Source organism: Psychromonas hadalis ATCC BAA-638 (assembly GCF_000420245.1).
Lineage (GTDB): Bacteria > Pseudomonadota > Gammaproteobacteria > Enterobacterales > Psychromonadaceae > Psychromonas > Psychromonas hadalis.
Map to the genome: position 1 here is coordinate 1 of NZ_ATUO01000122.1, position 10,754 is coordinate 10,754.

At 40.4% G+C, this 10,754-nt stretch carries 9 protein-coding genes and 1 pseudogene; 4 read left to right on the top strand and 6 right to left on the bottom strand.

The window, feature by feature from the left end; genetic code table 11:
• Nucleotides 1-111: 111 nt before the first annotated feature.
• Entirely contained in the window at nt 112-285 is a 174-nt protein-coding gene (locus tag G322_RS23465; protein ID WP_156873970.1) for a hypothetical protein, read from the top strand.
• Nucleotides 286-410: 125 nt separating this feature from the next.
• Here the strand turns inward: G322_RS23465 and gndA are convergent, their stop codons facing one another.
• From gndA to G322_RS0113905, 5 genes are read right to left on the bottom strand one after another with little or no spacing between them, the layout of a single operon-like run.
• Complete coding sequence (gndA, locus tag G322_RS0113885) at nt 411-1,913, bottom strand: NADP-dependent phosphogluconate dehydrogenase (protein ID WP_022942351.1); 1,503 nt, start codon at nt 1,911-1,913, stop codon at nt 411-413.
• A gap of 11 nt (nt 1,914-1,924) precedes the next feature.
• A complete protein-coding gene (locus G322_RS0113890; RefSeq protein ID WP_022942352.1) occupies nt 1,925-2,431 on the bottom strand; it encodes a gluconokinase in 507 nt (168 codons plus the stop codon).
• A 43-nt stretch (nt 2,432-2,474) separates the two neighbouring features.
• Entirely contained in the window at nt 2,475-3,797 is a 1,323-nt protein-coding gene (locus G322_RS0113895; RefSeq protein ID WP_022942353.1) for a TRAP transporter large permease, read from the bottom strand.
• Nucleotides 3,790-4,341: a TRAP transporter small permease subunit gene (locus G322_RS0113900; RefSeq protein ID WP_022942354.1), complete on the bottom strand. Its 552-nt coding sequence runs from the start codon at nt 4,339-4,341 to the stop codon at nt 3,790-3,792. The genes G322_RS0113895 and G322_RS0113900 overlap by 8 nt, the downstream gene beginning before the upstream one ends.
• A gap of 60 nt (nt 4,342-4,401) precedes the next feature.
• The gene (locus tag G322_RS0113905; RefSeq protein ID WP_022942355.1) at nt 4,402-5,418 is read right to left on the bottom strand and encodes a TRAP transporter substrate-binding protein; all 1,017 of its coding nucleotides are present in this window, start codon (nt 5,416-5,418) and stop codon (nt 4,402-4,404) included.
• 739 nt (nt 5,419-6,157) lie between these two features.
• Here G322_RS0113905 and edd point away from each other — a divergent pair.
• The 3 genes from edd (at nt 6,158) to G322_RS0113920 (ending at nt 10,479) form a co-directional block, all read left to right on the top strand.
• Nucleotides 6,158-7,951, top strand: a complete 1,794-nt coding sequence (gene edd / locus G322_RS0113910) for a phosphogluconate dehydratase (RefSeq protein ID WP_022942356.1) — start codon at nt 6,158-6,160, stop codon at nt 7,949-7,951.
• A gap of 17 nt (nt 7,952-7,968) precedes the next feature.
• Nucleotides 7,969-8,607 carry a bifunctional 4-hydroxy-2-oxoglutarate aldolase/2-dehydro-3-deoxy-phosphogluconate aldolase gene (locus tag G322_RS0113915; protein WP_022942357.1) on the top strand — a complete coding sequence of 213 codons (639 nt, stop codon included), beginning with the start codon at nt 7,969-7,971 and terminating at the stop codon, nt 8,605-8,607.
• A 129-nt stretch (nt 8,608-8,736) separates the two neighbouring features.
• A complete protein-coding gene (locus G322_RS0113920; RefSeq protein WP_022942358.1) occupies nt 8,737-10,479 on the top strand; it encodes a methyl-accepting chemotaxis protein in 1,743 nt (580 codons plus the stop codon).
• Between the two features lie 9 nt (nt 10,480-10,488).
• Here G322_RS0113920 and G322_RS23945 read toward each other — a convergent pair.
• Nucleotides 10,489-10,754, bottom strand: a pseudogene (locus tag G322_RS23945) (IS701 family transposase); the annotation flags it as partial.

A 10,754-nucleotide genomic window follows, 5' to 3' on the forward strand; every position in this document is an offset into this window, starting at 1 on the left:
TTTGAATAAAGGCAAGTTCATCATAAACAGAAGCAGCTGGTTTAGACAACAGCGGGAAGGACTTGCATTTTTACCTGTGATTTTGTAAAAGAGTTGAATAATAGGCGATAAATGTCAGTATTTCACTCCCTCATAGCACTGAAAAAAGAGGAAAATGTGGAAATTTTAGGTAAGCATATTTTAGATATTAAGAAAAAGGATGTTTATTCTACCTATACTCAGACAACAATTAGCTACAACAGAGCCAATAAAAAAGCGTATTTTATTACATATTTATCTTGGTAGAGAGGTTATTGATGATGTCCGATACAAGATAGATGATAACGTTATTATTTGGTTTTTGCATGAATTACCTAATCTTGTCATACGGCTAGGTAATTTATGATATTTTTGTGGGGATCCCTCAGTATTTAATGTTTAACAGCTTGCTCACCGCCACCAAAGTGCCAATCATAATGAAAGCTTTGGTTTGCATCACAATCCTTACGACGATAGGTATGACCACCAAAATAATCTCGCATTGCCTGAATTAGATTAGCAGAAGAGTCAGCTTCACGGTAACTGTCATAATAACTCATAGCGGCACTGCTTGCGGGCATTGGTATTCCTTGCATAATTGCTTTCGCTAAAACTTCACGCCATGCTAATTGATTACTTGCGAGGGTCTGATTGAAACGTTGTGCAAACATCAAGTTAGCCAGTTGCGGTTCAGCTTGATAGGCTTTTGCAATATCATCTAAGAAATACGCACGAATAACGCAACCACCACGCCAGATATTTGCAATGGCGACATAATCAAGTGTCCAATTATGCTCTTTCTCTGCTGCAGAAAAAAGCTCAAAACCTTGTGCATAACTACATATCTTTGAGCAATAAAGTGCATCTTCCAGTTTATCAATCCAATACTTTTTATCTTCCTTGTTAAGCTTAGGGCCACTTAGTAACTCGGCTCCGACTAGACGAACTGCTTTTTGGGTACTTAAGCAACGAGCAAAAACTGATTCAGCAATTGCATTCGCTGGTACACCTAATTCGAGTGCCTCACGGGCAGTCCAATTTCCAGTGCCTTTTTGACTGGCTTGATCCATAATCAAATCAAGCAAAGGCTGTTTAGTTCTAGGATCAACCACTTTAAGAATATTGCCTGTAATTTCAATTAGATAACTTTGTAATTTGCCTTTATTCCATTGATCAAAGACCGCCCCAACTTCAGCCACTGACATATTTAATATCTTGCGCATAAAATGAACGGTTTCGGCAATCATTTGCATATCGGCATACTCTATACCGTTATGTACCATTTTCACAAAATGACCAGCGCCAAGTGGACCAATATAATCGGCACATGGTTCACCTTCTGGTAATGGCTGATTTACTTGAGTACGTGCAATTTCAACACCCGTCACAGGGTCGATTTTGGCGGAGATTGCTTGCCACATTGGTTTTAAAATATCCCATGCTATTTTATCGCCACTTGCCATTAAAGAGGGACCAAAACGCGCCCCGACTTCACCACCAGAGATAGCACAGGTAAAAAAGTTAAATTTACCTGTGTATTGTTCACCTCGTTTAATAGAGTCTCGCCATTGACTATTACCAGTATCCACCACGATATCGTCTTCAAGCAGGCCAGCACTAAGTAAGTCCTGACAAATACTATCCACAATCACACCAGCAGGTACCGAAAGGATGATCCGCCGAGGCGAATCAAGCTGTAATAACAATTCAGATAAATCGGTCACTGTGACAATTTCTTTGCCCGTTAATGACTTATGTCGATTAACAAGATCGTCACAGCGTTCGATATTAATATCGAAGGCAACGACAGAAAATCCACGTTCAGCCAAATTTAACGTCATATTAGCGCCCATCACACCTAAACCGATTACCGCAATATCAAATTTATCTTTCATTAGCACTCTCTTTATTTAGGGAGATCATTTAGGGTTGTTTTTTGTATAATATCGGCAATAATTTCACTAACATTTTTTTTTATATCAATAACCAAGGCTTCTTTTTCTGTTGGTTCCTGCAAGGTATTAAACTGACTTTCAAGCATACCTTTACCATTGAAATAGTGGTTCTCCCGTTTACTATGACGTTGCCAAATAGTATCAAAATCTCCTTTTAAGTAAATGAACAACAGTTCTGGATTATTTTCTTTTAATACCCTTCTGTATTCAATTGTTAAAGCTGAGCAGGCTAACACCGCATTACTATTTCGATTGAGCAGTGCACTCAGTGTTTCTAACCACCCCTGCCTATCTTGGTCTGTCAGTGCAATACCCAGACTCATTTTGAGAACATTATCGGCACAATGGTAATCATCACCGTCAAAGAAAGGCAGTTGCAACTGTTCAGCTAAGCGCTCGCCGATTAAACTTTTTCCACAGCCGGATACCCCCATCACCACAATTTTATTGCCATTCATGCATAAACTCCTTGGGTTGAATTATTTGCTTTTAAGTTGCACATTACTGCCACCATAAAGCTAATACAGGGAATACGATGACTAACCCAAGTGTGAGGACTTGTAAGCAGATAAAAGGAATTAGAGCACTGAATATTTCTCCAAGGCTGATGTCTTTGGGCGCTACAGATTTTAAGTAGAAAGCCGCTGGGCCAAAGGGAGGAGAAAGGAATGAAACCTGCATATTCAGACAGAAAACCACACCAAACCAAACTGGATCCATACCAAGACCAACGATAATAGGTACAAAGATTGGCATCGTTAACAGTGCAACACCAACCCAGTCAAGAAACATACCTAGTACTAGTAAGATAGCCATCATGATTAGTAACGTTGCTGTCGGATTACCACCACTAAGCGCTAGTATTGTTTCTTCAACAAAATCGATACCACCCATCAGGTTATAAACACCCACTAGCGCAGTTGCACCGATACCAATCCACATGATCATACCGCAGGTTTTCATCGTGGCGATTGCTGCATCTTTAAGCATGGAAAAACAAAGTTCTCCACGGATCCAAGTACTTAGCATAATACCAACAACACCTAATGCGGATGCTTCAGTAACGGATGCCACACCGGTATAGATACTACCTAATACCACAGCAACAGAAAGTAATGGAAAGAACAACGCTTTGAAGAAGTTGGGTTGCGTTTCAGCATCTTTAGCCAGCTCTTCCTCGGTCGGTAATGGTGCGAGTGATGGATCTAATTTACAACGAATCAATACATAAGCAATGTAAAACAACGCGAGCAGCAATGCGGGAACAAAAGATGCCTTAAACAGATCGCCAATCGAGACACTAGCCGTTAAACCATAAATAATCAGTACGATACTTGGAGGCAACATAGTCCCTAATGCCCCACCAGCACAGGTGACACCAATCGCCAATTTACGGTTATAACCTAAACGCAACATCTGCGGTAGCGCAAGAATACCTAAAAGGACAGTTTCACCGCCAATTACGCCAGACATTGATGCCAATACAATCGCTACAAGAAGCGTCTGCACTCCAACACCACCACGAACACGTTTACCAAATACTTTCATCGCGTCGAAAAGATCATGGGCGATGCCTGATCTATCTAGTAGTGCGGCCATTAATACAAACATTGGTACAGCAAGAAAAATATAACCATCAACAAAGCTGTATAAACGACTGGCCACTAACGGTAAAGCATCAAAACCAAACCAACCTATGGTGAAAAATAGCGCCACAAAACCGGTAACAAAGGCAAGCTGCATGCCGGTTAATAGCAGTGCTATCATCATGAATAACATTAATAGGCTACCGTAGCCTATGCCAATAACTGATAAATCAAACATTAGAATGCTCCAATAGCGCTTTAATTTCAGAAATTAAATGCAGTAAAAATTGAATCGTAAGAATACAAAAAGAGATAAATATAACGGCTTTTAAAAGTGCCGGAAAAGGAGGGTTCCACGCGCTACCAGAGGTATTCAAACGCAACTCTCCAACCGGAGAAAACCATGCGCTTTCTGCAAGGGTATAAGCGCCATAAGCCATCAAACTAGAGAAAGTGATGCCAAAGATATGGTGCACTAAATTGAGATAGCGACGAGTACGTTTAGACACGATATCGTATATAAGCACTACACGTACATGCTTGTTAGATGCAAAAGCATATAATCCACCGATGACGAATAATGAACCGCCTATAAATGAGGCGGTTTCATGAACCCAAATCGTTGGAGAGTTAAATATATAACGCATCACAACTTCATAAAAAGAGATAAAAACGGTAAAAATAAACAGTAAGCTAAGCCAATTACCTAGCTTTATGATAGCAGCATCCAAAAGATTACGCGGTTGCTCATCTGCAGGAACTTCGTTCTGTTTTACTGACATAATGTATTTCCAGAAAGAGCAAGAGGCTAGCACCCCTTGCTAATGGTGTAGAATATGGGGTTACAGCAATCCGTTTTCAGCTAAGAAAGTCGTTACTGACTTATAAACTTTTTGCGCGTTTTTTGAACGTTCTGAATATTTTTTCCATTGACCTTGGGCAATACTACGGAATTTTTTACGCTCCTCAGCTGACCAGTCATGAATCGTGATATTCGGGTTTGCTTCTGCAATTTTAATGGCAGCTTGGTCTGCTATTTTCAGTTGTGTTGTCATATCGTAAGATAAATCACGTACTGATACGGTAAATATTTCCTGCAGGTCCATAGGTAATTTGTCCCATTTCTTCTGGCTAACAGAAATATCAATTAAAGGCAGAGAATGAAAACCCGGTTGTACAGGATGTGTCGCGATATCATTCAGACCATTTTTTTGGTTGGTTGAAAATACTGTGTAATCCGCCGCATCAATAACACCTTTACTTAGACCGGTAAATACTTCTGAACCAGGTAAGTTAACCGGTGAGGCACCCGCTGCTGCAAACACTAGTTGTACCAAACCTTCTGGTGCACGAAGTTTAAGACCTTTTAGATCATCAACACCATTGAGTGGAATTTTTGAAACGAAAGATTCAACACCTGTTGTAGAAGCTCCGACGAACTTTACACCGTAAGGTGCGTATAACTCAGTCATTAACTCGTTACCGCCACCGTAGTTCATATACTGTAATAACTGTGTTGTTTCAGACCATGCCCCAACCATATTACCAATTAAACCAAAGGCAGGATCTTGTCCTGAGAAATAACTAGTGGCCGTAATATGGCCATCAATAATACCCATTTTAATGGCACCTAATGTCTCGGTATGTTTAACCACACTGCCTACCGGCAATAATTTAATATCAATTCTGCCATTAGACATTTTTTCAACACGTTCAGCCCACTCTTGTTGAACTTTAAAGTTTTTATCGCCAGAAGGATCTGAAGATTGGATTTTAAATACAAAATCTGAGGCTAAGGCTGACGTTGAGATTAAGCTTAAGATTACACCAGATAATAATGTGCTTTGAAGATTATTCATGTTTTTCTTCCTTGTTGAATTAATATTTCAGTTTGTTGGTTACTGGACTGTTACCGGTAACCTAATGGCATGTTACCGGTAACTACCTGGGAATTCCGTGCGCTTGCTCACATTTTAAGCTGCCGTTGTGATACTTTCGACAACGCCTTTATATTAGTTATGTCTGAATAAGCTGTTATCCGCTTTTTTTATGAACCTAAACATTGGAATCACAGCGCCCAAAATAGCTATATAACACACTGTAATTTAAGTGATTTATACTGATTATTTTTGAAATATCTTAATATTGTAGTCTTGATATTGACACTTTCTATATTCATAACGTAACGGAGTCGATACATTGAAATGGCTCTGTTTCATAACAATGTTGCTGGTTTTATTGTTTAATCTAACACCTTGTAAATGTTGAGATTACGTTCATTTGCTTTATCTATAACTCTTTGTAATTTAAGTGGTTGTAGTGGCGACAACGGCAAAATGGAACAGAGCCATTGAAATATGTATTACCTCAGCTTTTTATTCTTCTGTAACACTTCACAACCCGGCAAGTTACGGGTAACATGTTACCCGTAACTTTACATTATAAAAGCATCTGGTTTTTATGAAAACTGAAAATAATTATAGAGAGTGCGATCGATAACATTATTAATAGCAACATTGATCGTTCCTTTGAAAAAGCTGCAATATGCTGTATTACGGCAACTCAACAAGTATCAGATAAACTATTAAAGGATAAGCTATGAACAAGGTTATTAAGCAAGTCACCAAAAATATTGCCGAGCGTAGTGCCAAAAAGCGTAATGAGTATTTAATGCGAGTCAGGCAACAGGCTGCATTAGGTAAAGGAAGAGCAACCTTCGCTTGTGGAAATTTAGCACATACTGTTGCTTCATGTAGCGCAGAGCAAAAGTCGACTATTCTCGACTTTACACGTGTCAATATAGGTATCATAACGGCTTATAATGATATGCTCAGCGCACACCAGCCTTATAAAACGTACCCAGACCAGATTAAAAGTGCACTGCAAAAAATGGGCCACAGCGCTCAGGTTGCTGGTGGCGTTCCGGCTATGTGTGACGGTGTAACACAAGGTCAAATTGGCATGGATTTGTCTCTTTTTTCACGTGATTTGATAGCACAAGCTACGGTAATAGGTCTAAGCCACAATACATTTGATGCCACTTTATTACTGGGTGTTTGTGACAAAATAGCGCCAGGGCAGATTATGGGGGCACTTGCTTTTGGTCATCTTCCAGCGGCTTTTGTACCATCAGGGCCAATGCCGACCGGTATCAGCAATGATCACAAAGTGAAAGTTCGTCAACAATATGCTGCAGGTGAAGTTGATAAAGCAACACTGCAAACAATGGAAAACGAGGCTTACCACTCACCCGGTACTTGTACGTTTTACGGCACAGCAAATACCAACCAACTAGTTTTTGAAGCAATGGGGTTAATGTTACCCGGCTCGGCATTTCTGCCCCCTAACTCGCCATTACGCCATGCATTAACCGATGCAGTCGCGACGCATATGGTCAGCGTAACGCATGGCTGTAAAGCGTATCGCCCGATTGCAGAAGTGATCGATGAACGTACTATGGTAAATGGACTAGTTGCACTACTCGCATCCGGCGGAAGTACTAATCATACTATTCACATGATTGCCATCGCACGCGCGGCTGGCTTGACTGTGACTTGGGATGATTTTGATCAACTATCTAATGTAGTCCCCTCTCTAACCATGCTCTACCCTAATGGACCGGCTGACATTAACGCCTTTCAAGCAGCAGGTGGCGTACCAACATTAATGAAGCAATTATTTGATCGTGGCCTATTAAATATGGATGCCACTCCACTATACGGTACGATGCAAGACTACCTAACACAGCCTATTTTAGTGGATGACAAGATTACATTTATCCCGGCAACTGACTCTTTAGATGACAAAGTTATCTCTGCCCCTCAACAGCAATTTAGTACCCAGGGTGGGTTAAAATTGCTTGATGGCAACCTTGGCCGTGGTGTTATAAAAATCAGTGCGGTAGCCAATGAAAATCGCTTTATTGAAGCACCAGCAATGGTCTTTGAATCTCAACATGATGTTCAAAAAGCCTATCAAGCCGGACAATTAAATCATGATGTTGCTGTTGTTGTACGCCATAACGGCCCAGCCGCAAATGGCATGCCTGAACTACACATGCTAATGCCCATTTTAGCTAACGTTATGAAAGCAGGTCATAAAGTGGTTCTAGTAACCGATGGACGTTTATCCGGTGCGTCGGGCAAAGTGCCCGCCGCTATCCATATGACACCTGAAGCACAATATGATGGACCGCTCAGTAAAATCCAGGACGGAGATATCATCTGCCTTGATGCCAATAATGGATCTATTACGGTTAAAACAGATATCGGTAAACGTGTTCCCAGTCATCCAGACCTACAAAGTGAACATGTGGGTGCAGGACGAGAGCTATTTTCTCTATTTCGTAATGCCGTATCGAGTGCCGAAAATGGTGCAACTATTCTTAACTAATAACCCTAGGACTTAATATGAATTGGACAATTTCACCTTCTGACGTTTTTGCTGCATCACCTATTGTGCCTGTTATGGTGATCAACAATGTTGCGGATGCAGTACCGATGGCAAAAGCATTGGCTGCTGGCGGTATTACCATTTTTGAGGTAACACTGCGCACCGATGCCGCACTTGACGCAATAAGCGCAATTGCACAGGCAATGCCAGAAGCCATGATTGGCGCGGGCACTATCATCAATGCACAGCAATATGATGCTGTGGTTGTCGCTGGCGCTAAGTTTGTTATCTCACCAGGATTCAGCCTTGCTTTGTTAGAGCATGCAGCAAAAGGAACTGCACCATTGATCCCTGGTGTATCAACTCCTTCTGAGATAATTACCGCATTAGAACTAGGTTATGACCACCTTAAATTCTTTCCTGCAGAAGCAAATGGTGGCGCGCCAGCACTAAAAGCAATGGCAGCGCCACTTCCGCAAGTACGTTTTTGCCCAACTGGTGGTATTAGCCCAAGTAATGTCGCGCAATACATGGCATTAAATTGTGTCGCTACAGTAGGTGGTTCTTGGATGCTCCCCAATGAGGCAATTGTAGCGGGAGATTGGGAAAAAGTAACGGAACTGTCTAAGCAAGCAGTCGCTTTGATTAACGCATAAACGCTGAACTACCCATAAAGTATCACTAATAAAACAGCATGGTTTATCCATGCTGTTTTATTAGTGATACTTCACTCACAGGCATCCTATTTAACAAACAAACAAACTAAATTTATTAAGGAACAATGAATGATTTATCGAATTGGGTTTCAAACAAAAATATATCTCGCTGTAGCTATCGTACTGTTAGTCGCATCGCTGACCTCATTTTTTAGTGTTAATTATTACGTGGGTAATTACATCTATCAAAACGACATGTTACATATCGCTAATAATACCGCCCTAGTCGAAAGTAATATCGCCACACAAATTCAATCTAAAATAGATTTAACCAGTAATATGACGGTCAGTGTGATATCAATTAAAGAGGTACAAGATCGAAGTGGCTTTGTACGTATCTACAAAGTACTACCAGAGTTGGTCTTTGGTGAATCAGGATCGGTAGATAATAAGAAAGAAGCTGAAAAATTATTCAGAATTGCCAAACAGGTCGTTCAGGGGATATTAATAAGTGATGTTGAAAAACTTGAGGGAAAAAATGTTTTTTATATTGCAGTTAGGCAAGCAGATCAATCCGTCACGATCTTTTATGTCGACTTAGGTTTTATCCCAATATTGATTGAGAAAGCGGATACTCAAGGTAGTTATATAGAGATATTTGATGCTAAAGGCACGTTAGTCTATTCCAATAAAGTAGCAGGAAATCTTACTGAGTTAAATAGCGAACTGTCTTTGCCAGGAATGACTTGGACAATTAAGAACTACATAGACAATGACTTTATCGAAGCTAATACAAATAAGATAAATAAAGAAATTACCTTCGCATTAATACTAGCAGCACTGATTATCATTCCAATAAGCTTACTTAGCATTCGAATGCTCGCCCGTCCTATTGTCACCCTACGTGAAGTAACCGATCAATTAGCACAGGGTCATGGCGACTTAACAAGTCGTATCAAGGTCAGCAGTAGTGATGATTTAGGTAAAATAGCAACCAATATCAATACCTTTATCGAGCAACTACAACAAATGATGTTACAAGTAAATAGCTCTAGTCAGGTGATAGATAAAAGCGTCAATACACTAAATCAGCGCTCAATATCTAATCAATCATTAATTGAGCACCATGTTTTAGAAACAGAAATGGTGGTAACTGCAATCACCGAAATGTCCGCAACGGCTGAATCGGTATCAGAAAGTACTACAATAGCGGCAACCTTAACGAAAAATGCCGAGAATGGAGCACATAAATCGCGGGAAATTGTCAGCGAAGCAGTGAATAGTATGAGCTCACTTGCGCAAGAAGTAGAGTCAATGGCTTCTGCAATAGGGGAGATGAACAATCATACGAAGCAAATTGGTGTCGTACTGAGTGTCATTGGTGATATAGCAGATCAAACCAACTTACTCGCACTAAATGCAGCCATAGAAGCCGCTCGAGCAGGGGAACAGGGCCGTGGGTTTTCAGTTGTTGCCGATGAAGTACGGGCATTAGCTGGAAGAACACAGAGCAGTACTTCTGAAATAAATGAAATGTTACAAGAGCTTCAAGTGGGTACGAAATCGGTTGTTGATGCCATGGAAGTAACCAGAGTAAGTTGCAAACGTAGTGCAGAAAAAATATCTGAAGTCACCGCGTCACTGGATTTAATGTCAACGGAGATATCAGAAATAAATTCCCATAGTATCCAAATTGCCACCTCTGCAGAAGAGCAATGTATAGTTGCAGAGGAAGTTAGTCGCAATATGGCAAATATTCAAAAGGTAATTACAAATATTAGCGACAATGGCATAGCGGCAACCCATACAACAAAAGAACTTAGTAGCTCTAACGCAAACCTAAGCCACATCGTAGCTCAATTTAAGACTTAAGAACTGATGTTACGCAGTTGAGGCTTGTTCTAGGTGCAAAGCCTCAATTGCTGCTTTTTGTGCTTTGATATAAAGTTTCATTTTTAAACCGAATGTCGTTAGCCCTTTTTTTATACTCAAGCACTCTAACTTGACCGTGGCTAGCAATGACATGAAAATAGGGTTGCTTTGCGTCTTTATTGTTTTGGCTGGCGATTTTGCTAACGCAGTATTGGATTTTATGTTTTTATGGCAAACCTCAACTTTCCATCGTTTTTGATAGATCGTTTCTATGG

Excerpts from the sequence above, each read along its gene's own strand:
- G322_RS0113920 (WP_022942358.1), top strand. The coding sequence starts at position 8,737 with ATGATTTATCGAATTGGGTTTCAAACAAAAATATATCTCGCTGTAGCT.
- edd (WP_022942356.1), top strand. The coding sequence starts at position 6,158 with ATGAACAAGGTTATTAAGCAAGTCACCAAAAATATTGCCGAGCGTAGT.
- gndA (WP_022942351.1), bottom strand. The coding sequence starts at position 1,913 with ATGAAAGATAAATTTGATATTGCGGTAATCGGTTTAGGTGTGATGGGC.
- G322_RS23465 (WP_156873970.1), top strand. The coding sequence starts at position 112 with ATGTCAGTATTTCACTCCCTCATAGCACTGAAAAAAGAGGAAAATGTG.
- G322_RS0113890 (WP_022942352.1), bottom strand. The coding sequence starts at position 2,431 with ATGAATGGCAATAAAATTGTGGTGATGGGGGTATCCGGCTGTGGAAAA.
- G322_RS0113895 (WP_022942353.1), bottom strand. The coding sequence starts at position 3,797 with ATGTTTGATTTATCAGTTATTGGCATAGGCTACGGTAGCCTATTAATG.
- G322_RS0113900 (WP_022942354.1), bottom strand. The coding sequence starts at position 4,341 with ATGTCAGTAAAACAGAACGAAGTTCCTGCAGATGAGCAACCGCGTAAT.
- G322_RS0113915 (WP_022942357.1), top strand. The coding sequence starts at position 7,969 with ATGAATTGGACAATTTCACCTTCTGACGTTTTTGCTGCATCACCTATT.
- G322_RS0113905 (WP_022942355.1), bottom strand. The coding sequence starts at position 5,418 with ATGAATAATCTTCAAAGCACATTATTATCTGGTGTAATCTTAAGCTTA.